Origin of the sequence: Virgibacillus profundi, assembly GCF_002287375.1 — a bacterium.
GTDB lineage: Bacteria > Bacillota > Bacilli > Bacillales > Amphibacillaceae > Virgibacillus_K > Virgibacillus_K profundi.
This window is the reverse complement of the sequence record NZ_NPOA01000001.1, coordinates 39,666-66,207: the sequence shown is the minus strand read 5'-3', so window position 1 is coordinate 66,207 and position 26,542 is coordinate 39,666. Positions and strand designations below refer to the sequence as shown.

The 26,542-nt window shown below is 40.0% G+C and carries 25 protein-coding genes; 21 read left to right on the top strand and 4 right to left on the bottom strand.

Annotated elements, in window-relative coordinates; all coding sequences use genetic code 11:
* Positions 1-36 precede the first annotated feature (36 nt).
* From gatY to CIL05_RS22525, 5 genes are all read left to right on the top strand, one after another.
* A complete protein-coding gene (gene gatY, locus CIL05_RS00310; protein ID WP_095653509.1) occupies positions 37-894 on the top strand; it encodes a tagatose-bisphosphate aldolase subunit GatY in 858 nt (285 codons plus the stop codon).
* A 42-nt stretch (positions 895-936) separates the two neighbouring features.
* On the top strand, positions 937-1,872 hold the full coding sequence (locus CIL05_RS00305) for a hexose kinase (protein ID WP_095653508.1): 936 nt from the start codon (positions 937-939) through the stop codon (positions 1,870-1,872).
* A gap of 72 nt (positions 1,873-1,944) precedes the next feature.
* Positions 1,945-2,736 (top strand): SDR family oxidoreductase, encoded by a 792-nt coding sequence (locus CIL05_RS00300; RefSeq protein ID WP_095653507.1) that lies wholly within the window; start codon positions 1,945-1,947, stop codon positions 2,734-2,736.
* A gap of 236 nt (positions 2,737-2,972) precedes the next feature.
* Positions 2,973-3,611: an SGNH/GDSL hydrolase family protein gene (locus CIL05_RS00295; RefSeq protein ID WP_095653506.1), complete on the top strand. Its 639-nt coding sequence runs from the start codon at positions 2,973-2,975 to the stop codon at positions 3,609-3,611.
* Positions 3,612-3,754: 143 nt separating this feature from the next.
* Positions 3,755-3,862, top strand: coding sequence for a putative holin-like toxin (locus CIL05_RS22525; protein ID WP_240510068.1), 108 nt, complete (start codon positions 3,755-3,757; stop codon positions 3,860-3,862).
* 224 nt (positions 3,863-4,086) lie between these two features.
* On the opposite strand, the gene CIL05_RS00290 is transcribed toward CIL05_RS22525, so the two are convergent.
* Entirely contained in the window at positions 4,087-4,965 is an 879-nt protein-coding gene (locus CIL05_RS00290) for an aldose 1-epimerase family protein (RefSeq protein WP_095653505.1), read from the bottom strand.
* Between the two features lie 172 nt (positions 4,966-5,137).
* Between CIL05_RS00290 and CIL05_RS00285 the strand changes: the two genes are divergently transcribed.
* From CIL05_RS00285 to CIL05_RS00255, 6 genes are all read left to right on the top strand, one after another.
* Positions 5,138-6,052, top strand: a complete 915-nt coding sequence (locus CIL05_RS00285; protein WP_095653504.1) for a Gfo/Idh/MocA family protein — start codon at positions 5,138-5,140, stop codon at positions 6,050-6,052.
* 694 nt (positions 6,053-6,746) lie between these two features.
* Positions 6,747-7,055 (top strand): PTS sugar transporter subunit IIB, encoded by a 309-nt coding sequence (locus tag CIL05_RS00275; protein WP_095653502.1) that lies wholly within the window; start codon positions 6,747-6,749, stop codon positions 7,053-7,055.
* Positions 7,056-7,086: 31 nt separating this feature from the next.
* A complete protein-coding gene (gene celB / locus CIL05_RS00270; protein WP_095653501.1) occupies positions 7,087-8,376 on the top strand; it encodes a PTS cellobiose transporter subunit IIC in 1,290 nt (429 codons plus the stop codon).
* A 67-nt stretch (positions 8,377-8,443) separates the two neighbouring features.
* The gene (locus CIL05_RS00265) at positions 8,444-8,749 is read left to right on the top strand and encodes a PTS sugar transporter subunit IIA (RefSeq protein WP_095653500.1); all 306 of its coding nucleotides are present in this window, start codon (positions 8,444-8,446) and stop codon (positions 8,747-8,749) included.
* A 30-nt stretch (positions 8,750-8,779) separates the two neighbouring features.
* Positions 8,780-10,168, top strand: a complete 1,389-nt coding sequence (locus CIL05_RS00260) for a glycoside hydrolase family 1 protein (RefSeq protein ID WP_095653499.1) — start codon at positions 8,780-8,782, stop codon at positions 10,166-10,168.
* A 168-nt stretch (positions 10,169-10,336) separates the two neighbouring features.
* On the top strand, positions 10,337-12,268 hold the full coding sequence (locus tag CIL05_RS00255) for a BglG family transcription antiterminator (RefSeq protein WP_095653498.1): 1,932 nt from the start codon (positions 10,337-10,339) through the stop codon (positions 12,266-12,268).
* A 353-nt stretch (positions 12,269-12,621) separates the two neighbouring features.
* Here the strand turns inward: CIL05_RS00255 and CIL05_RS00250 are convergent, their stop codons facing one another.
* Together CIL05_RS00250 and CIL05_RS00245 are read right to left on the bottom strand one after the other, a co-directional pair.
* Positions 12,622-13,020: a hypothetical protein gene (locus CIL05_RS00250; protein WP_095653497.1), complete on the bottom strand. Its 399-nt coding sequence runs from the start codon at positions 13,018-13,020 to the stop codon at positions 12,622-12,624.
* 495 nt (positions 13,021-13,515) lie between these two features.
* A complete protein-coding gene (locus tag CIL05_RS00245) occupies positions 13,516-14,607 on the bottom strand; it encodes a carbohydrate kinase (protein WP_095653496.1) in 1,092 nt (363 codons plus the stop codon).
* 439 nt (positions 14,608-15,046) lie between these two features.
* Between CIL05_RS00245 and CIL05_RS00240 the strand changes: the two genes are divergently transcribed.
* The 10 genes from CIL05_RS00240 to CIL05_RS00195 all read left to right on the top strand — a co-directional run bounded on the left by CIL05_RS00240 (position 15,047) and on the right by CIL05_RS00195 (position 24,825).
* Positions 15,047-15,934: an EamA family transporter gene (locus CIL05_RS00240; RefSeq protein ID WP_095653495.1), complete on the top strand. Its 888-nt coding sequence runs from the start codon at positions 15,047-15,049 to the stop codon at positions 15,932-15,934.
* A gap of 160 nt (positions 15,935-16,094) precedes the next feature.
* A complete protein-coding gene (locus CIL05_RS00235; RefSeq protein WP_095653494.1) occupies positions 16,095-17,030 on the top strand; it encodes a carbohydrate kinase family protein in 936 nt (311 codons plus the stop codon).
* The gene (locus CIL05_RS00230; protein ID WP_095653493.1) at positions 17,031-17,939 is read left to right on the top strand and encodes a pseudouridine-5'-phosphate glycosidase; all 909 of its coding nucleotides are present in this window, start codon (positions 17,031-17,033) and stop codon (positions 17,937-17,939) included.
* Positions 17,940-18,106: 167 nt separating this feature from the next.
* The gene (locus tag CIL05_RS00225) at positions 18,107-19,288 is read left to right on the top strand and encodes a NupC/NupG family nucleoside CNT transporter (RefSeq protein ID WP_095653492.1); all 1,182 of its coding nucleotides are present in this window, start codon (positions 18,107-18,109) and stop codon (positions 19,286-19,288) included.
* 279 nt (positions 19,289-19,567) lie between these two features.
* Complete coding sequence (locus CIL05_RS00220) at positions 19,568-20,497, top strand: nucleoside hydrolase (protein WP_095653491.1); 930 nt, start codon at positions 19,568-19,570, stop codon at positions 20,495-20,497.
* Between the two features lie 15 nt (positions 20,498-20,512).
* Positions 20,513-21,397 carry a ribokinase gene (rbsK, locus tag CIL05_RS00215; protein WP_095653490.1) on the top strand — a complete coding sequence of 295 codons (885 nt, stop codon included), beginning with the start codon at positions 20,513-20,515 and terminating at the stop codon, positions 21,395-21,397.
* Positions 21,398-22,114: 717 nt separating this feature from the next.
* The gene (locus CIL05_RS00210) at positions 22,115-23,062 is read left to right on the top strand and encodes a nuclease-related domain-containing protein (protein ID WP_165769005.1); all 948 of its coding nucleotides are present in this window, start codon (positions 22,115-22,117) and stop codon (positions 23,060-23,062) included.
* 67 nt (positions 23,063-23,129) lie between these two features.
* Positions 23,130-24,158 carry an RpnC/YadD family protein gene (locus CIL05_RS00205; RefSeq protein ID WP_095653488.1) on the top strand — a complete coding sequence of 343 codons (1,029 nt, stop codon included), beginning with the start codon at positions 23,130-23,132 and terminating at the stop codon, positions 24,156-24,158.
* A 100-nt stretch (positions 24,159-24,258) separates the two neighbouring features.
* Complete coding sequence (locus CIL05_RS00200; RefSeq protein ID WP_095653487.1) at positions 24,259-24,474, top strand: hypothetical protein; 216 nt, start codon at positions 24,259-24,261, stop codon at positions 24,472-24,474.
* Between the two features lie 120 nt (positions 24,475-24,594).
* Positions 24,595-24,825, top strand: coding sequence for a hypothetical protein (locus tag CIL05_RS00195; RefSeq protein ID WP_095653486.1), 231 nt, complete (start codon positions 24,595-24,597; stop codon positions 24,823-24,825).
* 285 nt (positions 24,826-25,110) lie between these two features.
* Here CIL05_RS00195 and CIL05_RS00190 read toward each other — a convergent pair whose 3' ends face one another.
* Positions 25,111-26,439, bottom strand: coding sequence for a multi antimicrobial extrusion protein MatE (locus tag CIL05_RS00190; protein WP_095653485.1), 1,329 nt, complete (start codon positions 26,437-26,439; stop codon positions 25,111-25,113).
* Between the last annotated feature and the right edge of the window lie 103 nt (positions 26,440-26,542).

Below are 26,542 nucleotides of genomic sequence, written 5' to 3'. Positions count from 1 at the left end.
AAACACTAGGACTCAGCTAACAAAAGGAGGAATAAGATGACAAACATTCAAAATACAAGTGAAATGCTAATCAAGGCGCGCCGGGAAGGGTATGCGGTGCCGGCGTTTAATATACACAATCTGGAAACGATACAGACGGTTGTTGATGCAGCTGTGGAGATGCGTTCACCGGTAATTCTTGCTGCAACGCCAGGGACAATGAAATATGCGGGGCGTGCTTACATACAGGCGATTGCGGATGTTGCTGCGAAGGAAAATGATATTCCGATTGCATTGCATCTGGATCACCATGAAACTTTTGAATCAATCGAGGAGTCACTGAAGCTTGGCACGAAGTCTGTGATGATTGACGGGTCACACAGTACATTTGAAGAAAATATTGCGATTTCAAAAAAAGTTGCTGACAAGGCTCATGAATTTGGCGCAACTATTGAGGCGGAACTTGGGAAGCTGGTCGGACAGGAAGATGATCTGATTGTGGAGGCAGAAGATGCGGCTTACACAGATCCGGACACGGTTCAGGAATTTGTTGAACGGACGGGCATTGACTCGTTGGCTGTCGCAATCGGTACTGGGCACGGGCTATATGAAACGGAACCGAATCTTGATTTTAAGCGTCTGGAGAAAATTAAGAGTCTGATAGATATTCCGATTGTGTTGCATGGTGCTTCCGGAATTTCTAAGGAGGATGTGCAAAAATGTATAGCCCTGGGATGTGCCAAGGTGAACGTTTCAACAGAGCTGAAGATTCCATTTTCTGAAACATTGCGTGAGCATTTAATAGCAAATCCAAACGAAACCGATCCGAGAAAATATTTGAATCCAGCAAAGGCTAAAATGAAAGAAGCAGTTATTGAAAAAATATTAATTTGTATGAGTGATGGAAAGGCGTAAACATTAACTCTATCATTTCCTGAAAAAACGAGGTGACAAACAATGATTCTAACAATCACATTAAACCCTTCTGTCGACATCAGCTATAAATCAGATTCGTTTAATCAGGACACGGTGAACCGTATTGCGGATGTTTCTAAAACTGCCGGTGGAAAGGGATTAAATGTAAGCAGAGTATTGAAGCAGTTGGAAGCAGAAGTTGGTGCTGCGGGGTTTCTTGGTGGAAATCTGGGCGATTTTATCCGCAGTGAAATTTCACTGCTTGGCATTTATGATTTTTTTACAGAAATTCAGGGGGAAACCAGAAATTGCATTGCCGTCATTCATGATGAAAAACAGACAGAGATTCTTGAAGGTGGCCCTGTGATTGCCAAAAAGGAAGCGGAGCTGTTTTTAGAAAAACTTCCCGAGAATTTACAGCAGGCTAATGTTGTAACAATATCCGGCAGCCTGCCCAAAGGGTTAGCCAATGACTTTTATGAAAAAATCATAGGTATAGCTAATCGTAATGGCACGCCGGTTTTATTGGATACAAAAGGAGAACTGCTTGCACAAGCACTCGGTAGCGGAAACAGTCCTTATTTAATAAAACCAAACCAGGAGGAACTGGCGGATTTACTTGGCGAAAAGTTAACAACTGAACGACAGATTGTAGAAGCACTAAACTCAATTTTATTTGCTGATATTCCATGGGTGGTTGTGACACTGGGGAAAAATGGGGCTTTGGTGAAACATAATAATGCTGTCTACCGGGCTACTGCGCCAAAGATCGATGCAGTAAATCCAGTTGGCTCTGGAGATTCGGTAATCGCAGGCTTTGCAGCGGGTATTGCACGGCACCTGGCAGGGGAAGAACTCATAAAATATGGATTGTCCATGGGTGTATTAAACGCGATGCAGGCCAAAACCGGGCAAATCGACCCTGAAAAAGTGGATTGGTGTGTAAGGCAGATACAGGTGGAGCGGATTCTAAAGTGAATAATGCAGTAATCCCAAATACATAGCATCCTTTTAAAAGGATAAACTAACATGTAAAATGGGAGGTAAATGATGACAAAACATACGTTGGAAAATAAAGTGGCAATAGTTACTGGAGCGGCATCTGGTATAGGTAAAGCTGCAGCACTACGTTTGGCGAAATCAGGTGCAAAATTAGCCCTGATTGATTTGAAAGAGGAAAATGCGGCAACAGTAAAGAAAGAGATTGAAAACGATGGAGGGGAGGCAATAGTTTTAGATACGGATGTCTCCAATCCCCAGGAAGTAGAAGCAAGTATTCAAGAAGTTGTTGAGAGGTGGGGCAGTTTAGATTTTGTTTTTGCAAATGCAGGAATAAACGGGCGTGTTGCCCCAATTGAGGATCTTACAGCTGATGACTGGGATCAAACATTAACGACTAATCTAAAGAGCACGTTTCTTACTGTGAAATTTGCTATACCTCATATGAAAAATCATGGTGGAAGCATTGTAATAACAAGTTCTATCAATGGAAATAGGACCTTCTCCGGTTTCGGAATGTCTGCATACAGTTCCTCAAAAGCCGGCCAAATGGCTTTTGGAAAAATGGCAGCCTTGGAATTGGCAGAGTACCAGATTAGAGTTAATATCATCTGTCCAGGAGCGATAAAGACGAATATTGGCGAAAACACCTTTTCAGATCAAAATAATCTGAATAAAGTTGAAATTCCTATCGAATACCCAGAAGGAAACCAGCCTCTCGAGCATGGTGCCGGCAGTCCAGAGCAGGTAGCAGATTTAATTCATTTTTTAGCCTCAGATGAATCAAGCCATATTACTGGCACAGAACTATATATTGATGGTGCAGAGTCTTTGTTGAGGTGAAGCGTAATTGTAAGTGAAGGAGAAAGTATTAGCTCTTTACTACATAGTAACGGAAATCCCTGGTTTAATACTACAGTGCCAGGGATTTTGGTTTAGTAATTTATCGAGGTATTTGGAGTAACCAGGTTGATTCTTACTCTATGCAAAGGGCTATTTCTAATTCAATAAGAAGCAGAACTTGCCCAACTACAAAACTACCACGATAATTGCTTACAAACAGATAGGAGGGAAAAAGAATGTCCAAACGAATTATATTTATCGGAGACAGCATTACAGAATCGGGCAGGAAAGAAGATCCAGAAAAAATTGGTATTGGGTATGTACGGATTTTACACGATTATCTAAAAATCACATATCCCGCTAAACATTTAACTATCGTAAATCAAGGTGTCGGCGGCAATCGAATAACAGATTTAGCTTCCAGATGGGAGACGGATGTTATTGCATTAAATCCAGATATTGTTTCAGTATCGATTGGGATTAATGATGTATGGAGGCAATTGGATCGTAAAGAGATGGAACAGGTTTACCCCGAACAATTTGAACAAGTTTATCATGACCTTCTGTCAGAGGTAAAAGCAAAAACGAATGCAACGATTATACTGATGGAGCCAACTGTGATTGAAGAAAATATCCATTCGGAAGGGAATACAAAGCTCATTCCCTATGTAAATATTGTCCAAAGATTAGCAAAAGAATTCCAGACTATTGTTGTACCAACACATAAGGCGTTTATTGATTATTTGCAAACAGCTAATGAATATAAACTTACGACAGATGGTGTGCATATGAACTCAGGCGGCAATATGCTGATGGCGATGAGTTGGTTGAAAGAAGCGAAGAATTTGTTGGATAGAGAGTTGGGAAAAGTTTAGTTTAATATTCGAACAGATATTCCTATGTTTGCTACTAATCTACCAGCTTATATGCTAAAATAAAATCAACAACTACATAGGTATTGTGGGCGGTTGGCCATCTCTTTTTCTTAGTTCTCTCTCTTAAGAGGGGAGGTGGTAGGATGACGACATTTGAAGTATTCAGTTTGCTAGCACAATTTGGTTTATTACAAATTGCGATGCTTACACTAATTGTGACTATTGTCGTCTACCTCAACAAAAAGAAGTAACCGCCCCAGACCATGGTCAGCGATTACTTCTTTCAGTCTTAACAAAAGTACTATTGGTCAACCGCTCTTAATGCGGTCTGTAGTTGCCGGTGTTCGGGTAGTTAGCGCTACCTGGCACCTTATTCTAAGTATAGTATAATTTTTATTTATTATACTGTCAATGTGTAGATCATCATTTTGACTAACTTTATCCCTAATTTGCATCAGCTTCACAAGTGACTCAATTATTTAAACCTCATCCCATACTCCGCTTGAAATATTTCACCAGCCCCAAGCTTGTTGATTCCGAATTTATCCTTTAAATTACCACTTGTATCATGCATATCCGCAATCCCATGCCAGGGCTCAATGCAAACGAACGGAGCAATCGTCCCATTCTGCTCATCATATTTCGACCAGATCCCCACAAATGGAAAATCTTTTAATGTAACTTCAATACCACGATTCGATTTGCTAGATTCTAATGTCACTCGATCAATATTGCTGTAAATGAGTGCATCATTTTCAAAAAGAGACGCCTGGAGTGGAATCCTCTCGTAATCATGAGCAGTTCCTTTTTTATGAATAAGCGAGTCTTTTATTCCATATTCAAGCACATTTTTATTTTCAGCAGGAACCAGTTTTACATGATAATCTTCCAGGTTTTCCTCTTCCAGCAAAGGAATCCTGAACGCAGGATGTGCACCGATGGAAAAATACATGTCGCCCTTATTTTCATTTGTTATTTCCCATTGAACAAGGAGTGAATCCTCTTTTAACTTATAGTGAATGGTTGCTTTGAATTCATAAGGGTAAATGTCGGTGAAGCGGCAAGCGGATTGAAATGTAAAACTAGCAGAGTCTTTTTCCTGTTTATCCACTTCAAATGTAACATCACGCAGAAAACCATGCTGCGACATGCTGTAGGATTCTCCTTTGACCTGGTATTGATCTTCTTTTAACCGACCTACAATCGGAAATAAAACAGGAGACACACGTCCCCAGTATGCACTATCCCCAGTCCACATGTAGCTAATTTCATTTTGTTTATGGATTACTTCCCGTACTTCTGCGTCGTCTTGTGCGATAGTTACTTTGAGTGAGTTATTTTCTATGACGATCATTTGTTTCCTCCGATCTGTTGCTATAATATCAAGCCTTTACCAATTATTATATCAAACAGTATGGCTGACCGCATCAATCACAGTCCTCATGAAGAAAACACATAGCACTCAGATGTTAATTTTGCAATCCTCACCCAAAACGCTACAATAAAACAAGAGGAGTGATTCGATAATGAGAAAACTGCGTGTAGGAATGGTTGGGTTAGGCGGTATTGCTCAGAAGGCATATTTACCAACACTTACCAAAGAAATGGATTGGGAGTTTGTTGGTGCATTTTCACCAAGTCCAGATAGAAGAAAGCGTATTTGTAAGCTGTATCGAATAGAAGAGTTTTCTAGTTTGAGTCATTTGGCGGAAAACTGTGATGCGATCTTTGTACATAGCACGACGGCTTCGCACTTTGAGGTGGTGTCAGAACTTCTAATGAAAGGAATAGATGTTTATGTGGATAAGCCACTGGCATCAACTATTTCAGAGGCGGAAAGACTTGTGGAATTAAGTGAAAAACATAAAAGAAAGCTGATGGTAGGATTTAATCGGCGGTTTGCTCCAATGTATATGGAAGCTAAAAAAATGGCCGGGCAGTTTGATTGGGTACGATTTGAGAAGCACAGGATGAATGGAATTGGCCCTAATTCCTATGAATTTACTATGTTGGATGACTATATTCATGTGGTTGATACCGTTCGATGGCTGGCAGATGATAATCTGAAAATGATGTATGAAAATATGCATCTAAATAATGAAAACCAGCTTATCCATGCACAACATACGTTTGAATCCTCTCAGAAAGCAGCATTCACCACTGCAATGCATCGTAATGCCGGAGCGGATCTGGAGCATTTGAGACTCTTTGCAGATGGTGTAGTAATAAGCGTTGAAAATATGTATACCATGAAAATAGAACAGAATGGTACAATTACGACAAAAACTCCGCCATCATGGGAAACGGTAGGAAAGCAGCGAGGGTTTGAAAATGCGATCAAACACTTTATTGCATGTATTCAAAATGATGAACAGCCGATTGTTGATGGATTGGAAGGTCTGAAAACGCAAATCGCTGTGGAAGCATTGTTGAAAAAATAAATATAATATAAGTTCTCTACATTAATAATGTAAGAGAACTTTTTTGGCAGATAGGAAAGTATAAAAACTTTCCTATCTGCATAAGGGCAACTAAGGCTGTCACCCAAAAGCTTGGTGACAACCAAGTTTTCTAATCTTATTCAAATTAATGTAAAAGACGAGAAAGCTCCTTCCGATATGACGGAGTTTTTACAAGTGATAGATACGTAAGGTACTAGCTTTTACTGAGAGTGAGAGACATGGCTGAAAAGTTGAGAGAGGCCAGGCCGAAGTTGAGACAGGTCACCAGAAAGTTGAGAGATAGAAGCCGGAGTTGAGAGACACCTGGCCAAAGTTGAGACACATTAGCATAAAGTTGAGAGATAAACTGGAAAACTACAATTACCTCTCAACAAAAGCAGGTTATCTCTCAACTTTTCCGGAATATCTCTCAACTCCGCACCCCCTCCCGAAAGCCGTGCACCTCCAGCCGAAAGCTGCGCACCCCCGACCAAAACCCACGCACCTCCGGCCGAATGCCATGTATCATCCAGCCAGAACCCGCACACCCCCCACCCAAAACCCGTCCCCCCTAAATGCAAGCGCTTAATCATTTCCCCCACCTGCCGGAAAAACAATGTGTGTAGATGTAAGCGTTTCTATTCTACAATAGATTTACAACTTAAGCACGACAACAAACGAGGAGGAATTATAAATGAAACGTATATTATTAGCATGTTCATCAGGGATGTCAACTAGCTTGTTAGTGAAAAAGATGGAGGAAGCGGCGAAGGAAAAAGGAATGGAGGTTGAGATTTGGGCTGTGGCTCAGGATAAAGCGCCTTCCGATATGGAAAAGGCGGATGTTCTATTAATTGGACCGCAAATGAGATTTATGAAGAAGAAGTTTGGCAAAGTGGCCGAGGAAGTTGGTATTCCGTTTGATGTCATTGATCCAGTAGCATATGGCCGAGTTGATGGTGAGGCTGTTTTAAATAAAGCCCTCGAGTTGATTGGCGAATAATTAAATAGTAAAAAGTGGGGGAAACGAGATTATGAATAATAAATTCATGGAATTTCTGGAAAATATGTTATTACCCGTTGCAGACAAATTAAATAACAATCGCTATTTATCTGCACTACGTGATGGTTTTATGGTAGCATTACCATTAATTATCTTTGGTTCAATCTTTGTAGTAATTGCAAACTTCCCATTCCTTGACAAGGTAATTAGTGAAGAGGCATTTACTGCATATCAAAATGCATTAGGTCCAGCATCTGCTGCGACATTAAGTATTATGGGATTATTTGTAATAATTGGTATTGGTTATAAATTAACCGAACATTATGAAGGAGAAGCTATTTATGGTGGTGCTGTAGCACTTGCAGCTGTTCTTATTTTAACACCACAGGTTCTTGAAGGAGTATCTGGTGTGATCCCAACAGCAAGTCTTGGTGCAGAAGGAATGTTCCTTGGAATTTTCACTGCATTTATTGCAGCAGAGCTTTATCGGTTTTTTGTACAAAAAGCATGGACGATTAAGATGCCTGCCGGTGTTCCTGGGGCAGTAGCAAAATCATTTAGTGCACTGATTCCAATTACATTGACGCTAACTGTATTTTTAATCGTTCGCATTATCTTTAGTTATACTTCTTTTGATACCGTTCAGAACTTTATTTATACCATTATTCAACAGCCGTTAACCGAATTGGGAAGCGGGTTACCAGCAACAATTGTAGCTGTATTGTTAATTCAAGTATTCTGGTTCTTTGGTTTGCATGGTCAAATCATTATAAACTCTGTTTTTGACCCAATCTGGTATGCATTAAATGATGAAAACTTAGCGGCATTTCAAGCAGGTTTGGAACTGCCAAACATTGTAACAAAACAATTTATCGATTCATTCCTTGTTGGGATGGGTGGATCAGGTATGACTTTAGCTGTTATTATTTTGATCTTCATGATTGGACGAAGCAGGCAGCTGAAGGAATTAGGGAAATTAGGTGCTCCAGCGGGTATATTTAATGTTAATGAACCGATCATTTTTGGACTGCCTATTATCATGAACCCATTAATTGTTATTCCATGGCTGGTTGCACCAGTTGTTATAACGATCATTACGTATTTTGCCATGTCAACTGGACTAGTTCCACCACCAGCAGGAATTATCGTACCTTGGACAACTCCACCTATTCTAAGTGGTTTCCTGGCAACAGGTAATGCCTGGCAGGGTGCAGTTCTGCAAGCATTTAACCTATTAGTTGTAGTTATAATCTGGTGGCCATTCCTGAAAATACTGGATAAAAACTATTACGAAACCGAGAAAAAAGGCGAAAGTAAATAATAGAAAAATAATGGTCCCATGAATAATTACGGGGCCATTTTCATTAGACTTCAGAGGTGATTAACATATGGATAAAATGACAGAAATTGCTTTCCAGATTATTTTACATGCTGGAAATGGTAAATCCAGTGCAATGGAAGCAATACAAGAGGCAAAAACAGGTGATTTTGCTGAAGCGGATCGTTTAATTGAAGAAGCAGGTACAGAATTAGGTGAAGCACATGGACACCAAACAAAGTTGCTTCAAGAGGAGGCAAGTGGTGAGGGACAAGGCGTTAACGTTATTTTAGTTCACTCACAGGATCACTTAATGACTTCCATGACGGTAAGGGATCTGGCTATTGAAATTATTGAAATCTATCGAAATAAATAGAAGGACTAATTAAACAGGAGGAATGCATCTATGTCAATAAACTATAAATTTCCAAAAGGTTTTTGGTGGGGAAGCGCGACATCTGCAACACAAATTGAAGGTGCAGCAAATGAAGGCGGAAAGGGAAAAAATATTTGGGATCATTGGTATGAAACAGAACCCAATCGCTTTTTTGACAATGTAGGTCCTGGATCCACTTCTGATTTCTATCATTTATATAAAGAAGATATTAAATTAATGAAGGAAATTGGTCACAATACATTCCGTATGTCCATTTCCTGGTCCCGATTAATTCCAGGTGGCCGAGGCGATGTTAATCCTGAAGCGGTGACATTTTATAATAATGTCATTGATGAACTAATTTCGAATGATATTGAGCCATTCGTAAATCTATTCCACTTTGATATGCCATTGGAATTGCAAAATGAAGGCGGCTGGGAAAATAGGGAAGTAGTCGATGCTTACACGGACTATGCCAAAGAAGCTTTTCGTTTGTTTGGTGACAGGGTGAGCAAATGGTTTACATTTAATGAACCAATTGTTCCCGTTGAAGGTGGCTATTTGTACGATTTCCATTATCCAAATGTTGTTGATGCAGGTCGTGCAACTCAGGTAGCATATCATACGATGATTGCACATGCGCAAGCGGTTGAAGCCTTCCGCGGTTTTGATATTAAAGATGGCAAAATCGGCATTATTTTAAACCTGACACCATCCTATCCAAGAAGCCAAAATCCTGCTGATTTAAAAGCATCACGAATCACGGATTTGTTTTTCAACCGAAGCTTCCTGGATCCAGCAGTACTAGGGGAATACCCAGCGGAATTAATTGAAATTTTAAGGGAGCATGGTCAATTACCGGTAACAAGTGAAGGTGACACTAATTTATTAAAAGCCAACACTGCAGACATTCTTGGGGTTAATTATTACCAGCCACGCCGTGTGAAAGCAAAGGATCATTTGCCGAATCCATATAGCCCGTTTATGCCGGATTGGTATTTTGATAACTATGAAATGCCTGGCAGAAAGATGAACAAATATCGCGGCTGGGAAATCTATGAAAAAGGTATTTATGACATCATGATCAACCTGAAAGAAAACTATGGAAATATCGAGTCATTTATTTCTGAAAATGGAATGGGAGTCGAAGGTGAAGAGCGTTTCATCCAAGACGGAGAAATTCAAGATGATTACCGCATCGAGTTTATAAGTGACCATTTAAAATGGCTGCATAAAGCGATTGAAGAAGGTTGTAACGCAAAAGGTTATCATTTATGGTCATTTATGGATAACTGGTCATGGATGAATGCATACAAAAATCGTTATGGCTTCATTTCCGTTGATATCGAAACACAGGAAAGAACCCTGAAGAAAAGTGCGCATTGGATAAAAGAAGTTTCTGAGAATAATGGATTTTAGACTATATCTTAGCAAATACTAGATACCCATAAAGGTTATTTGCCATAATTTTTACATCTGAGGTATACTATATTCTGCATAATGCAGGGTTCTGGTTCAAGATTTGAATCAGAACCTTTTATTTTCAGGATAGAATGAGACACTGACTTTATAAGGAGAAGAAGCACAATGTTGAACTCCAGAATGAAAACAATTTTACAAAAATTAATAACTGCCGAAAGCCCACTCACAGGGAAATATTTGGCGAATATAAATCAAGTGACATCGCGTACCACAAGGGAAGATGTGAAAAGCTTAAATGAATTGCTTGTTGAAAATGGCGCAAATGTCGATTCCGTAATGGGCAAAGGCTATCAATTAATCATTGATGATGATCTATGTTTTCGTAAATATTTACAATCTATTTTTAAAGAAGAAGTTTCTGATGCATTTTTACCAAAAACACCTGAGGAACGGGAAGGCTATTTAATCAAACGTCTATTGTTAAGTGAAGGATATGAAAAGCTTGATGATCTGGCAGATGAAATTTATGTAAGCAAATCAACGATCCAAAATGATTTAAAATTGGTCAAAGATAGATTGGCTGACTATGATATTCAACTGGAATCACGCCCGAATTATGGATTAAAGATTACAGGCAGTGAATTGAAACGCCGTTTTTGTATGTCAGAATATTTATTTGACCGCAATGATGGTTCTTGTGATTGTTCGAATGAATCCGGGCTAACGACCGTGGCTCAATCAGATCTTGACAAAATTCAAACCATTATTATGAGACAAATAGAACAACATCATATCACCTTGTCAGATATAGCAATAAATAATCTCCTGATACACATCGCAATTGCTTACAAACGAATCAAAAGTGGATATCACGTGTCATTATATCAAACGGATATGCAGGATATTCTTGATCAGAAGGAATATCTGGTAGCGGAAAAGATTGTCAGGGAAGTGGAGGATACTTTTCAAGTGAAATTTCCACAAGCCGAAATTGCTTATATTGCCATCCATTTACTCGGAACAAAAATGCTATCCCAGGCAAATGATTCAAAAGAGGTTGTTGAACAAGTGCTGGAGCAGGATATTTATCAGCTGGTAATGAATATCCTTGCTAAAATAGAAGCAGAATTTAATCTGGGAATAACCCAGGATGAGGAATTAATTATCGGCCTTGGACTGCATTTGAAACCTTCCATCAACCGCTATAAATATGGAATGAATGTAAGAAATCCGATGCTAAGAAATATTAAACAAAATTACCCATTGGCATTTGAGGCAGGCATCTTAGCTGGATTAGCAATAGAAGAGCATACAGAAACCAAAATTAATGAAAATGAAATTGGCTATCTTGCGCTTCATATTGGAGCAGCCATCGAGCGACAAAAAATAAAAACAGGTCCGAAGCGTTGCCTGATTGTCTGCGCATCCGGTTTGGGAACAGCTAAATTGATTTATTACAAATTGAAATCCCAATTTGGCAGGGAAATGGACGTCATCGGAACAACAGAATATTACAAGCTTGATCAATATGATCTAAATGATATTGATTTCATTGTCAGCTCCATACCGATTTCTGAAAAATTGCCTGTGCCAGTCGTGGAAGTAAATGCAATTCTCGGAGATCAAGACCTGGAAAAAATAGGGGGATTTATCGCTGGGGGTAGTAAGAATGGAAATGGTTATTTTAATAAGGAGCTTATGTTTTTAAGGAAAAGCTTTGCTTCCAAAGAAGAAGTTCTGGAATTTATGCATGGGGAGTTGCTTGAAAGGGGCCTGGTCGAATCTTCATTTCTTGATGCTGTAAAAGAAAGAGAGGCAATAGCACCAACATCCTTCGGCAATCTGGTAGCAGTTCCGCATCCAATAACCCCAAAGTCAAATACAACATTTCTCGCCATATGCACATTGGAAAAGCCGATTCTATGGCATGATAAGTCCGTACAATTTATCTGCTTTCTTTGTGTAAAGAAAAACAGCACCGAAGACCTGCAATCCATGTATGATTTGTTAGGAAAAATTATTGAGAACGGAGCTGTGGTTCAGAAATTGGTGGGGGCAGGGACTTATGAGGAGTTTTTGGGTGTGTTGGGGAGATGACGCGTGGTCGGAGTTGAGAGATACGTGGCCGAAGTTGAGAGACACGTGGTCGGAGTTGAGAGAGAGCGGGGCGAAGTTGAGAGATACGGCTTGTAAGTTGAGAGATAATGATGGAAATCAATGTTTTCTCTCAACTTTGCTGTTACGTCTCTCAACTTAAGCATAATGTCTCTCAACTTTCACTATTTCATACTAACTCCAACACATATTTGCTGTATAAAATATAAAATGGTTGGGCTGCTTTGTGCCCAACCATCCATTAATTTCTATAATAAACTGAGGCATTTTCTGTAGAATTATACTAAGAAGCTAATTGAAGAATGTGGTGGATATGATTTACAAAAAAACTTAAGCTAATTCATTCCCATTGTATTTTTAATGCGGGCTATATCCACCCTATTTGCCCAAATCTCGTCACGCAAAAGCTTTAAATTTATGGAAACAGTATTGTTTTCTTCTTTTAATGTACCCGTTCCAAACTCTCTGGCATTCGAAATTTTCATACCATCTATTTCAGCTTTTAGATGCTCCTGTCCAGTTCGAAGGGCACGGAGTATGTCACTATGTTCTGTAAATTGCGTGCTGTGATTGTCATGTTTCTGACTATGCTCCCCAAGAATGCGAGTGTGCTCATCTAATTTTTTACTGTGCTCGTCCAGCTTTTCACTATGCTCTCCAAGAATGCGGCTATGCTCATCCTGCTTACTCAAAATCTGCTCCAGCATTCCAATGATCTGATCTTCCTTTTGCATGTCTATCACCTCCTTGTTTGGTATTTATATTATAGCACAACAACAGGCGAACAAATTATGACATTTTTTGTTGAATGGCGTAAGGGTTAATGTGAGGATTGTGCAAGCTTGACAGGCTTCCGGAAAATCCTTTCCATCCAACTAGTAGCCATCAGCGATCCTGGGAAGATTATAAAAGCGAAGGGCGCGTCGAAGTTGAGACATAACTGGAAAAGTTGAGAGAAGCGGTGTGGAAGTTGAGACATAGCTGTAAAAGTTGAGAGAGCCCGTGTGAAAGTTGAGAGATAACCGGTGATTCATCCATTCTCTCTCAACTTTGCCTGGCAGTCTCTCAACTTCAGCATAACGTCTCTCAACTTTAGACCATTCTCTCTCAACTTCAGCATAACGTCTCTCAACTCCCACCACACCACATCCCATTTCCAGCATCACCATCACACATTAAAATTAACCTCGCACCCAGCAAGGGCCAACCCAGCCCAGCCAGCCCCGCAGTCACCTATACTTCTCCACCAGCTCATAAATTTTCTCCGGCTTCAAAAGGGTCGATGCAGATTCCTCCGTTTGAATGGTTAGTGCCGAGCCGGCAAGTCCTAATTGGCAGGCGCCGAGTAGTGATTCGCCGTTCATGATTCCAAAGATTGCGCAGGATGCGAATGCGTCTCCGGCCCCTGTGACATCAACTACGTCTGTTTCAAAAGGTGGCAAATGTCCGGATTCTTTTGGGGATGCGTAATAAACGCCCTGATCGCCAAGTGTGATGATTACCTTTTCTGCGCCACGCCCTCTAATTTTTTCGGCGGCTGTTTGGCAATCCTCGACGGAATCAATTTTGGCACCAGCAAGCATTTCCGCCTGATCCTGGTTAAGCAGCAGTAATGCTACACCTTCAAGGCGTTGGGGCAGTTTTCGCCCTTTGGCTGAAGATACAGGATCGATGTACAGTGGGATATTTTCATCTTTACATCGCTTAATTAAATAATCAATGCAATCCTTGGGGATATTTGCATCCATGAAAACGGCTTGTGCGGACACGATAAATGACCACTTTTCCTCCAGCATGGCAGTTGTGATTTTTTCGTAAATGTTCATATCTGCCATGGATACAATCATTTCGCCGTCTTCATCCAATAAAGTTGTATATGTCCCCGTCCGCTCCGTCTGAAGGCTCCATACCTGACTAACATCCACTCCCTGACTTTTCGTTTCCTTCAGAATCCAGTCGCCTTCCCTGTCATCGCCCACACAGGTCATCAGGGATGCGTTATGGCCAAGTCGGCTTAAGTTTTCGGCAAAATTTCGTGCGACCCCACCACAAACTTCTGCCATTTTTACGGGATTGGAAGAATATAAGCGTACCTTTTGATCCGACCGCGCTTTGCGATCTGTGTTTGCGCCACCAATACATACTATGGAAGATTCCTCCTGGAGCACATAGGCGCGCCCTTTGATTAGTCCCTGTTTCGTAAGGTTCGCAATATAATTGGCAACTGCAGACCGCGATAACCCGATTTTTTTCGATAATTCCTGCTGGGAAATGTACGGATTTATACGTATATGATATAAAATTTGATTTTCTTTATTCATGGAATGAACCTCACTTCTAAAGGAAGTTTACACTTTATATTGGTTGTTCAAAAAGTCCGGTAAAAATGACACATCGAATTTCTTCGTTAGCTTGTTTCTCCGCTACTCATGTATCTAAATACATACATTCCGCTCCTTGGAAAGGAAGTACACCTTTCCTGCGTGCGATGCAGATTCGATGAAGCTTTCCTTCTGCTCGAAACTACGCTGCCTCGAACTTCTCGGTCCTTTTTATCCTCCTTTTGAACATACTATATTTAAATTCTATCATAATTAAATATTGCCAAAAAGTCCATCTATGATTATAGTGTATACTTATGAATTTATACTGATAGGAAAAAATAACTTTTATGGCAAATCAGTATAAGTGAACATAAAGCTTGGCGATCAGCCAAGTTTCCTAATATATTTTATAAAACAGAGCAGGAGGAAATGATTAATGAAAACATGGTATTATCCACTGTTGGTTATTGTGGCGGCTAGTAGTTATGGCGTCGTGTCAACGATTGTTAAACTGGCGATGCGCGGTGGCTTTACAGCTTCAGAGGCAATTACAAGTCAATTTATGGTAGGGTTTATAATTGCTTTAATTATTTTCCTGATCACAAATCGGACAAAAATAAGCTTTAAAGGAATTAGAATTCTCATTTTGGCAGGGGTATTAACAGGGCTAACAAATATTGTCTATGGCCGTTCGTTAATTTATTTACCTGCTTCATTGGCAGTGGTGCTTTTGTTCCAATTTACATGGATCGGGATGCTGATTTCCTGTATTGCAAAACGTAGGTTGCCCAGTCGAATTGAAACGATTTCTTTAATTGTATTGTTTGCTGGAACAATACCGGCGGCTGGTTTGATAGATGTTGATTTAAGCGGCATACCTATCGAGGGCTGGTTATGGGGATTAGCTGCAGCGCTTTGTTTCTCACTATTCATCTTTGTTAATGGCAAACCAATTGAAGGCATGAAAACTTCCAACCGGTTATTATTAACTGCTTTTTTTGCATTTATAACGACGGTTGTTTTCCAATCCCCGGAAATTGTTTGGGATGGGACGTTGTTTAACGAAGGGCTTTGGGTATATGGGATAGCTCTGGGACTATTTGGAATGATTATTCCGGTATTCCTGTTTTCAATTGCAGTTCCTAAAGTCGGATCGGGAACGTCCTCGATCTTGAGTGCCTTCGAATTACCAATTGCGGTGATGGTTTCGGTCCTTTTATTAAGTGAAACCGTTACTGGACTGCAAGTATTAGGCATCGCCATTATTATTATTGGTATGTGTTTACCGTCATTGGGAAACAGAAAAAAGCGTATAAGCGTTTAAATAGTTGGCAAACTAATCAATCCCCATCCAAATAATGGATGGGGATTATTTCTGTAATTTTTTATTGACGATTTCAAAATGATAACGTATACTAAACTTATGTTTAAAAGATAAACTTTTGTCCTCAAGAGGGGTGGAGGTGTGAAAAATCACTAATAAAATGAAAAATAAGCAGCCGATTGTTTGTATAGGTGGCGCCAATGTGGATAGGAAATTCTATGCGAAACATGATATTACAAATGGAACCTCCAATCCGGTGAAATCTTCGAGAACAATTGGTGGGGTAGCACGAAATATTGCTGAAAACCTTGGAAGATTAGGGGAGGAAGTTACTTTAATTTCCGCTAGTGGCAACGATTCCGACTGGCAGGGGATTTATGATTCGTCGTCACCCTTTATGAATTTGGAGCATGTTACCCAAATGGATCATGCGGCAACAGGTTCTTACACAGCAGTAATCGATTTGCATGGTGATTTATCCATTGCATTTGCAGATATGGATGTTTTAGATGAAATTACACCGGCATTGCTGGAAAAAAATCGCGAGCTGTTAAAAAATGCGAAATGTATTATCGTCGACCTGAACTGTCCGGGTGAAAGCCTGGATTATCTCCACGATTTCGCAGCTGAACATCAGGTTCCACTAGTCATTATCCCTGTTTCTTCACCGAAAATGGAAAGGCTTCCGAAAGAATTGGATGCTGTAAGCTGGCTCATAGTCAATAAGGATGAAACAGAAACTTTTATGGATAGGCACATAAATGATCAAAAGGACTGGGAACAAGCCGTGAAGCAGTGGTTAGCATATGGGATTAAAAATGTGATTGTAACCAATGGTGCTGAAGGTGTCATGGTAGGTGAGGAAAATGGTGATATTCATTATTTTCCCGCAATCGAAACGCCAACCGTTGCTGATGTAACAGGCGCGGGCGACTCGTTTTGTTCAGGAGTTATTCATACCTGGCTGCAAAATCAGAAAATAGATCATGTCATTCAATCAGGTTTAGTCAATGCCCATAAAACGATTCTGTCGAAGCATACAGTGAGACAGGATTTATCACAAAATCAATTAAAATTAGATATGGAGGCAATATAAATGGAAAAATATATCGAATTATCTCAAGAGGTTAAGCAGGCTAAAGAGGAAGGAAAAGCTATCGTTGCATTGGAATCTACTATTATTTCACACGGTATGCCATATCCGCAAAACGTAACAATGGCACGCGAAGTGGAGCAGATCGTCCGTGATAATGGCGCGGTTCCAGCTACCATTGCGATCATTGACGGGAAAATTAAAGTTGGTTTATCAAACGATGAATTAGAATTAATGGGTAAAAGCTCAGATGCTGCAAAAGTTTCAAGACGTGACTTACCACAAATCGTTGCTACGAAAAAACTGGGTGCGACAACAGTTGCCTCGACCATGATTTGTGCTGAAATGGCTGGCATCAACATCTTTGTTACAGGTGGTATCGGCGGGGTTCATAAAGGCGCAGAAACGACAATGGATATTTCCGCTGACCTGGACGAATTAGCGCAAACAGATGTGGCTGTTGTTTGTGCAGGTGCTAAATCAATTCTGGATCTAGGACTGACACTGGAATATTTGGAAACAAAAGGTGTTCCTGTCATTGGATATGAGACGGAAGTTCTGCCTGCTTTCTTTACAAGAGGTAGTGAATTCAAGCTAAATGCTTCTGCTGATTCCATTGATGAAATTGCTGCAACGTTAAAAGCAAAATGGGAATTAAATCTGCATGGTGGTGCAGTTATTGCGAACCCAATCCCTGAAGAATATGCGATGGATGAAAGCTATATCAATGGCATTATTGACCAAGCAGTAATTGAAGCCAAAGAAAACAATGTTATTGGTAAAGACAGCACACCATTCCTGTTAGCTAAAATTAAAGAATTAACAGATGGTAAGAGCCTTGCTGCCAATATTGAGCTAGTAAAACACAATGCAAAAGTAGGAAGCCAGATCGCAGTAAGCTTTAACAAATAGGCTTAAAAGTTACATTTAAGAAAATGTGCGACTTCTATAAAATAGATAGAGATTATAGAAGTCGTTTTTTAAATAAGAAGTATTTGCGGACACTACCACAGTGTTTCTTACGTACTGTGGAATTTTTTCATTCAACTTGAAACCGCTAACACCAGGGAGGGACAGACGTGAATTTCTTATTCCTGCTCACAGGGATTTTACTAGTATTCGGGATTGCATTTTTAGTTAGTAATGATAGAAAAAATATAAAGTATAAACGCATTTTGATCATGTTGGGTGTGCAATTAATACTTGTTTTCTTCATGATGCATACAAGTATTGGTTTATCGATAATTACGAGTGTCGGTAAGTTTTTTGAAGGTTTGTTAGCTATAGCTGATACGGGAATCCAATTTGTATTTGGCGGCATTGTGAATGAAGGCGAAGCACCGTTTGTATTTGTTGCTTTACTGCCACTTGTTTTCCTGTCAGTTTTAATAGGTATCATGAATTATATCAAAGTATTACCGTTTATCATCAAATATGTCGGATTAGTTTTAAGTAAAATAACAGGGATGGGTCGGCTGGAAAGTTACTTCGCAGTGTCCACAGCAGTACTTGGACAGCCTGAAGTGTTCTTAACCGTTATCAAGCAAATCCCGCTGTTGTCTCAACGCCGGCTTTACACCATTTGTACTTCGGCAATGAGTGCAGTAAGTATGGCGATGGTCGGGTCTTACATGACGATGCTTGAGCCGAAATATGTTGTGACAGCTGTTGTGCTGAACATATTTAGTGCGCTGATCATTGCAAATATCATCAACCCTTATGATTTAGAAAAAAATGAAGATTTGGTAAAAGTTGAAGAAAGTGAACGTGTGCCTTTCTTCCAGATGATTTCAGAAAGTGTGATGGAAGGTTTTAAACTTGTTGTAACCGTTGCCGCCATGCTATTAGGGTTTATTGCATTGATGGAATTGATTAATGTAATCTTCCTCGGCGTATTTGATCTTTCATTCCAAACGCTTATCGGCTATGTCTTTGCCCCAATCGCATTTCTGATGGGTATTCCATGGGCAGAAGCGGTACAGGCAGGTGGAATTATGGCAACCAAACTGGTCACGAATGAATTTGTCGCCATGCTAAACTTTGGCGAAATTTCGGCAGGTCTGTCTGAAAAAACAACAGCCATCGTATCCGTGTATCTAGTCAGCTTTGCCAACTTCGGAACGGTCGGAATTGTAGCCGGTTCCATCAGGTCTATCAGTGAAAAACAAGGAAATTATGTATCAAAATTTGCCTTAAAACTATTGCTAGGTGCGACATTGGCTTCTGTGATTTCAGGAACGATTATGGGAATTGTGATTTAAGGGAAGTAGTTGGAGAAGGTTGAGAGAAGTGGTGTGGGAGTTGAGAGAGGTAGTGCGGAAGTTGAGAGAAGTGGCGTGGAAGTTGAGAGAGGCAGCATGAAAGTTGAGAGATAACCGTTGATTCATCTATTATCTCTCAACTAATTACCATTCTCTCTCAACTTTAGGTATTATCTCTCAACTCGAGCCACAAGTCTCTCAACTAATAACCCTTCCCTCTCAACTTTAAGGCAATACCTCTCAACTCCCAACACACTTTTATAATAAAGGAGAAATAAAATGACTACGAAAAAGATAATTATGGATTGCGATCCTGGGCATGATGATGCGCTTGCGATTATTTTAGCCGCTGCGCAACCTAGCTTAAATATTTTAGGAATAACGACAGTTTCCGGGAATGCGGAAATTGAGAAAACAACGCTGAATGCTTTGAAAATATGTGATCTGGTTTCATTGCATGATGTTGTTGTTTCAAAAGGAGCCAGTGAGCCGTTGGTGCGCCTGCGGGAAAACGCACCCGGCATTCATGGAGATTCAGGGCTGGACGGTCCGGTTTTTCCTGAACCCTCACGCAGTTGGAGTGATGAGCACGGTTCTGATACAATCATTAGATTAGTAAAATCATCGAAGGATCCTGTTACAATCCTGCCAACGGGGCCACTAACAAATGTTGCGCTGGCTTTAACAAAAGCACCGGAAATAAAAGATAATATTGAAGAAATCGTCCTGATGGGCGGTGGAACATTTGGCAATTGGACACCAACAGCTGAATTTAATATATGGGCTGATCCGGAAGCGGCGAAAAAGGTTTTTGACAGCGGCATTCCAACGACGGTTATGGGACTTGATATTACGCATCAGGCACTTGCAACAAAAGAAGTGATTGATCAAGTGAACGAAATCGATAACGAGGTTGCTAAAATAGTTGGTGAATTGTTAGTATTTTTTGCATCAACCTACAAGGAAATGTTTGACTTTGACGGGGCGCCGGTACACGATGTTTTAACAGTGGCCTATTTGGTTGCACCGGAATTGTTTACGATGAAGGATGTAAACATAGCGGTGGAAACGAAAGGTGAGTTCACGGCAGGAACGACTTTGATCGATCTGCACGGGGTTTCAGGAAGAGAAGTTAATGCAAAATTCGGATTGGAACTTGACACCGAAGGCTTCTGGCAGCTCATGATTGAAGCACTCAAAAAATATTAGGGTAGGGCTGATACTATGATTACAGTCGTCGGAAGTATTAATATGGATTTGGTTGTAGAAACAAATCATGTCCCGGGTAAAGGGGAAACAAAATTAGGAACCTCCTTTTCCACGCATTTTGGCGGAAAGGGAGCAAATCAAGCAGTAGCGATTGCAAGATTGGGCAAGGAAACGGGAATGATTGGCGCTTGCGGCACGGATAGCTATGGCGAAAAAGCGCTCAAGTCTCTGAAACAGGAAAACGTCAATACAGAAAACGTATTTTTATTTCCAAATGAAACAACAGGTATTGCAACAATCATTGTTTCTGAAGCTGATAACCGGATTATTGTCGTCCCGGGAGCAAATAATTTATTGACATCTGGGGAAATTGAACGTGTGAAACAGCAAATTATTGGTAGTGAAATTGTCGTCATCCAGCTGGAGATCCCCGCTGAAACCGTTCAGACAGTACTGAAAATATGCAAGGAACATGACGTTCCCGTTGTACTCAATCCCGCGCCGGTCGATAATTTTAAAGAGAAATTCATTGATTTAGCAACATATCTGACACCAAATGAATCAGAATGTATCAGCATTTTTGGCGAAAATATGGAACAATCCTTAGAACGCTATCCCAATAAATTAATTGTTACTCTGGGAGACCAAGGTGCCCGTTATTATGATGGGGAAAAACATATATTCGTGGAAGGATTTCGGGTTGAGCCTGTTGATACAACAGGTGCCGGCGATACCTTTAATGGCAGCTTTGCTTATGGGCTGGCAGAAGGAATGGGTATTGAAGAAGCAGTGCGATTCGCCAATGCAAGTGCTTCTATTTCGGTTGAGAAGCAGGGTGCACAGGGTGGCATGCCTGCGTTGGGAGAAGTTTTGTTGAGGTTGAGTGATGTGGATGCGTAGTGGTGAGGTGAGCCTGGATAAGTTATCCGGGCTTATTTTTTTATTGTTAAATCTGTTAGGTGGAGGGTAGCTGGGGGAAGTTGAGAGAAGGTGTGCGGAAGTTGAGAGATAAACGATGAATCACATAATATCTCTCAACTAATTAGCCTTCTCTCTCAACTCTAGGTATTATCTCTCAACTAATTAGCCTTCTTTCTCAACTTTAGCTATTATCTCTCAACTAATTATCCTTCTTTCTCAACTTTAGGTATCCTCTCTCAACTAATTACTCTTTTCTCCCGACTCCACAACCAAACATTCCACCTCATCCAAAGGCTCCAGCACGCCACCATCAAAATCTCCCCTCCAAAAAAGAAGTCCAGCATCAGTGCTGAATTCCTCCCCCTATAACAGGCATTTAATTAACTTGCACTTTAAAACAGGCACTTAATTAACCAAGCCAATTTAACAAACTGCCAACCAATAAAACCTCATACAACTATCAAAATGATGATTTAAATCGTATCCATCCATATTCAAAAAAATATATTAATATTTAATTTTCCTTTAAAATAGGGCGAAATTAAATTTTCCAGCTAAATAATGTATCCATATTAGTAAAAGCTGTTGTAAAAATCACTTTTTCATATGTTAGTTTTGCCCTAAAAATGAGTTATTGCATATTTTGAATAATTTGGTGGATATAGTATTATGTTAGCTAAAAGAGGGGGCTGTAAAATGATACTTAGAAAACTTAAAAAATCGCTCGTACTGCAAAAATATGATGCAATTATTCCAAGACTAAGGCTGAATTTTCCACACTTACAAGAAATTGAGCGGGAGCAGGCTTTACGTTTGAAAGGTTATAAAGGAGAGAAAGCGGTTGAATATCATCTCGATTTTCTGGCTGTTGATGCGACTATTCTTCATGATGTATGCCTCACTGTTATGGGAAAACAATTTCAAATTGACAACATCGTAGTTACCTCGCATGGGATATTTCCCGTTGAAAGCAAAAATTACTCTGGAACGATTACCTTTGATACCGTCCTCAAACAGCTGATCCGTGAAAATGGAATGAAAGAAACAGGATATGATTACCCCGTCACGCAGGCAGAGCTTCAAAAATTCAAACTTCAGATGTGGCTTCAGGAACGCAACCTCCAAAATATTCAGATCCACCCACTCGTAGCGATCAGTGATCCGGGAACAATTATAAAAGTGAAGGGCGAGAAATGCGAAATCGCCAAAGCCGTTGCACACGGTGCTCATATTCCAGGTATGGTCATCCAAAAGAATAATGATTACAAAGAAAAACATGCCAAAATTAGTGCCGAAAAAATTGGGCGTGCCATTTTGAAGGAATGCAAAGAATTTGACATGGATGTCATGGCGAATCATGGCATTAAAGCAACTGACATATTGCCAGGAGTGCAATGCCCAGCGTGTGGCAGGCTGGGGATGAAGCGGGGTTATGGCAAATGGGCGTGTGAACGCTGCTTCACTTTGTCAAAAAACGCTCACCTTAAAGCGATTGCGGATTATCTGCTGCTTATTAAACCTTGGATCAACAATAAGGAAGCGATGCGCTTTTTGAATATTAACTGTAAAAGCCTGGCAAACAGAATATTAAAATCGAGTGGACTTAGTTATGAAAAAGAATTTAAAAGATGGGCGAAAAAATAAGTGTCGCTATTTTGTGTGATAAGTCTAATGACTCAGATTCATATTTAACAAAGGATGTGGTAAAATAATGGCAACGAATGTTGTGCACGAAGAGAAGAAGAAATATGAGGCAACAGAAACTCCGCCCGATCAAGATGGCCTTTGGAAAAATTTGATAACAGAATTATTTGAGAAGTTTATGCAATTTTTTGCCCCAAGGTTATATGAAGAAATTGATTTTACAAAAGATCCGGACTTCCTGCAGCAAGAGCTTTACAAGGAAATCATTCAAGGGAAGAAAGGTAGGGTTGCCGCGGATCAAATTGTGAAAGTATTTCTGAAAAATGGTGATGAGAGATGGATCCTTATCCATATCGAGGTTGAAGGTAAGGATGGTGCGGATTTCCCGAAGCGGATGTTTCGTTACTTTTACCGTATTTATGATAAGTTTGATCGAGAAATATATGCAATCGCACTTTTAACTGATGCTGAAAAATCTACTTACCATAATCAATATCGTTATTCATTTCATGGCACGGAGCTCGAATACACATATAATATATACAAATTCGATAGTAAAAACATTAAAAAGCTGGAACAATCATCCAATCCATTTGCTGCTGCAGTGATCGCTGGAATTTATGCAAGCAAAACAAAAAACGATTCACAGCAACGCTATATTTTTAAACGCAAATTAATGACGCAAATCCTTCAGAAATTCACCATGAGCAATGAGGAAACCCACACTTATTTTACCGCATTATTATATTTCATTGATTACTTGCTGCAAGTTCCAGAAGAATTAAAACAGAAATTCATTGAAGAAATCAGACCATTAATAGGAAAGGAGGAAGTACTGCAGATGAAAGCAGAGAAGGAAAAGTTATCACCGACTTTAGCTGCGATTTTTGCTGAAGCAAAGGAAGAGGGAGAAGCAAAAGGGATTGAAAAAGGAAGAGCAGAAGGAAAAGCGGAAGGAAAAGCAGAGGGAATTGAAGAGGCAAAAATAATGTTTGCACAGGAGTTAATACGTAACAAATATTCAGACGAAACGATTGCAAAATTAACAAAGCTGGATGTTGAAGTAATTAAGAAGTTACGAAAAGAATTCGAATAATGGTGTTCAGAGTAGCAGACTTTTATCTTAATAAGAAGCGAACCTCTCACTGATGTTTGCTTTTCGTACAATCAAGTAAAGGGAGGAGGCACTTGGGCAAATGCGAACGAAAAAAGAACAATTATCACCGACCTTGGCTGCGATGGTTGATCAAGAAATAGAAATGGGGAGAGAAGAAGGAAGAGCTGAAGGAATTAAAGAAGCAAAAAAAATGTTTGCTAGGAAGCTAATACGCGACAACTTTTCCTCTGAATATATTGCAAACTTAACAAGGCTAGATATTGAAGTGGTTGCGAACTTGAGAGACACCGAGTGATTCAGAGTTAATCTTATCAACTGATTGCATTTCTCTCTCAACCTCGAATACCTTACATTTTAAGTCATTGATGAATTAATGAAACATCAGACCATTATTGTAAAAGGAGGCATTAAGCAGATGTGGGAAAAAAAGAAAGAAGTGCCGGATCTATTTGGTATTTTTGCTGAAGCGATGGTAGAGGGAAAAGAAGAAGGCAGAGCAGAGGGAAGATTGGAAGGAATTATAGAAGCGAAAAGAATGGTTGCCCAGGAGTTAATGCGCGAAAATTTTTCAAACGAATATATTGTTAAAATAACAAGGCTGGATGTTGAATCGGTTAGGAAGTTGAAAGAAACGATGGAGTGTTGAGAAGTATCCGGAAAAGTTGAGAGACGTGGAGTGGAAGTTGAGACATAACCGGAAAAGTTGAGAGAAGTGGCGTAAAAGTTGAGAGAAAACCAGTAATTCACATACTATCTATCAACTTTAAGCGTTATCTCTCAACTAATACTATTCTCTCTCAACTTTAAGCACTATCTCTCAACTAATACCATTCCCTCTCAACTTTAAGCATTATCTCTCAACTATTTCATTAATTATCTACTCCAGGTACAACCAGAATTAAAAATAAAAATTAAATTATCAATCAAAAACCTACCGTCTCCTCTCCCTAAACCGCTTATACCTCTTTTTCTTATACATATCCGACATCCGGTACACGATAATACTGACAATTACAATCCCGGCGAGTTCACCGAGGGAGGCTGCGATGGATCCGTTTACGCCATTTAAAGCTGGGTAAAAATGAACCAGACCCAGCAAGGTTATAATGACGACGATCAGATTGCCGATTTGGGCGAAGAGCATTTTGTTTGTCTGGCGTTTGAGCATGAGGAAGCCATTCAGAAAATCCACCCATGGGAAAACGAGTGTTTTGATAATGAAAAATTTCAGCACGGCGATTGTGGCAATCGATAAGGAATCCTCCGCACCCATGATTGATGTCATAAAGACCATGCCAATTGGTGTATAGCATAGGACGCAAAGCAGGAGTGACGGAATGATGCTGATCATAATGACAAACTTGACTACCTTCCGCGTGTTCTGCCCATGAAATTGGAGCAGCAGCTGATGGGTATACATGAAAAAGCCGAGAATCATTTGTGTAATACTAAAAGCGAGTGCAAATGATGCGATGCTCAACTCGATGTCAGCTGATTTTGCCAGTAAAATGTAAATAACTGGAATGAGGATGGTCTGCATTAGAAAGTAAGCTACCAATGGAAAGTAAAATCTGGAGATATCCGCTTTTTTCAATTGCCCATGGCCTGTTTCCACTTTTGAATCTTTAATGAGAAGCCGGCCTTTATATACACTCACAAGACATTCCACAATCATCCCGACAAGAAAAATAGCCCCGCCGGCAGCACTTGTAATCAAATCAAAAGTAACGAGCAAATAAGAAATAATGAACATGGCCACAAGCCTTGCGACAACGCCAATCGTCAGCCATTTGGTTTCCAATTGATTAATAATCACACCCTGATAAATGCCGCGAATCCCGGAAAATATAATGACAAATGTGATCACCCGGAAAGTATAGGAAATCGCGGTCACCATATCATCCGTGGCATTGAAAAGATTGGTGTAAACCCAATTTCCGATCGGCGTGTAACCCAAAATCAAACTGATCCCCAGGACAATGATTAAAATGTAAATAAAAAAATTCTTTAATAGTTTAAAAGACTTTTGGCCGCTTACCAATGCCGATGATGCTTGCCGAAAAACAATCATTGGCCGCTCAATGATACCAAACACAGACATCGCCACAGCAAAACAAGCCACAATAAAAGCACCATTTTCCCCACGGCTCAGTGTTCCATTAATAATGACATGTGTCACGGAAGTCAAACTTGCCGCAACCCCCAATGGAATAAAAAAAGCAGTGAGTTTCTTATACGTAAGCCGCCCCGTTGAATCCACGAAATCAAACCCCATCCCTAAGTAACGTTTATTATATTAGTGTAATGAAGTGGGAGGGTTTTCACAAGTGATGGGGCTTGGTGGGGGTGGTGTGGGAGTTGGG